The 1749-nt window shown below is 28.8% G+C and carries 1 protein-coding gene; it reads right to left on the minus strand.

Features of this window, described 5'->3' with window-relative positions; all coding sequences use genetic code 11:
* A partial coding sequence (locus ACIR310F_RS21750) for an HsdM family class I SAM-dependent methyltransferase (RefSeq protein WP_196803173.1) occupies window positions 1–1749 on the minus strand: 1749 nt, incomplete at both ends.

Below are 1749 nucleotides of genomic sequence, written 5' to 3' on the forward strand. Positions count from 1 at the left end.
GTTTTATAATCATCGAAATCTAAACCTAGATAGTCAACATAACTTCTAAATAAAGATTCACTATCTATAAAATCATGGGGACGTTCTCTGTTATTAATAATATAATCTTCAGCTACAAAATTATAATCCTGTTTCCAGCGAGATTCCCGCTTTTCCATAAATAAAACTATCGTCTTTGTTCCTGTAGCCATAAAGGTTTTTGGTTGTCCGCTCAATTCAACTATAGATTTAATGAGGAAGTTTTGTAAGATAATCTCTCTGGCACGGGTATAAATTCCAGTATTATTTAAAATAGAACTTGGTAAAATAATTCCAGTTTTTCCTCCTGTATGTAATAATTGGGCAGTTCTTTCGATAAATAAAGCTTCAATTTCTGATGAACTATCAGTTAAAGATTCAAAAAGTGTATATTTATCTTTTAATTTTAAAGCATGGGGTTTAAATCCATGAATTGAATAAGGAGGATTAGCAATAACTACATCATAACTAGGCGCAAGTTGACGTTCTCTTTCATTATAATCTTCTAAACCATCGCCAAAGAAAATATTAGCTTGTCCGTCTCCATTCATAAAACAAGCTACTTTTGCGGTACGGGCTAAACGATAATCTTTTTCAATCCCAAAAATGAATTTTTCAGCCCAATCTGATGATTCTTGATATTGTCTAATATATCTATTAACATCTTTGGTAAATTCAGGTTTAATAGTATCAACAATATTTTGTATTTCTTCAATTGCTTCCACTAAAAAATGACCACTACCACAAGCATAGTCTATTAGATAAGGTAAAAAATCTACTCTTTCTTGATTGAATTTAGCTTCAATTATTTCTCGCAAAGGCAGCGATTTAACGATAAACTTGGCAATAGGTAAAGGTGTAAAAAACTGTCCTTCAGATTGTTTATAACCTGCATCTAACAATTGTTCAAAGAAATCCCCTAAATATTGTTTTTGATATTTTAAGCCATTGTTATCGTTATAAAAATATCTAAATTTTTTGTACTGAAGTAAAGTAATAATTTCATTTAATACTTTAGCATTTTCCAAAAATAATTTCTCGTTGTGAACTTCTTTAAAAGCAAATTCATTATTACTATAAAATTTTAATTCCCGTAATATTTGTTTAAGTCTTTCTTGAGTCGTTTGTATGGGGAAATTACTAACTAATGTATCAATATATTCCTCAGAATAATAAACAATTTCTTCTTTCAGAAATTCTCTCATTCCTTTAGCATATAATTTTTGTAACCTTTCCTGTATCTGTTCAGGTGTATCTTTACTTTCAATAATTTGAAAGTCAGTAATATCATTCTCATTTTTTTGTTCATCAACAATCTTACATAAAATTAAGGATAAAATTCGGTTAAAAGCATTTGATTTATCACTGATATTATTATGACGTAAGATTTCTTCAAATTGATTAAATAATTTACGTCCTTCTCCTTCAGTAAAGGGTTGTAAATCTTTTTTCTTAATGGGTATATATTCAGGATTATAAGCTTGCACTTCTGGATCAAAAATTCCATTAGGTGCAAAATAGCAGTTAAAATTTTCTTTCCAAGCTGTATATAATTCTTCTGCTGTTTTGGCTTCTTTATAGCTTTTTATCTCTTCCTTACTTTCTGTTAATAATCTTAAAGTTTCTTCTCTATCCTTAATTTGGATAATTGCATTTTCATAAATAAGTAAACCATCATCATTAAGTTGTGAGGTATAAAGACAAAGAAAGCGAGTGTTTTTATCTTGTTGC

It is taken from the genome of Dolichospermum circinale AWQC310F (assembly GCF_000426925.1).
GTDB classification, from domain to species: Bacteria; Cyanobacteriota; Cyanobacteriia; order Cyanobacteriales; family Nostocaceae; genus Dolichospermum; species Dolichospermum circinale.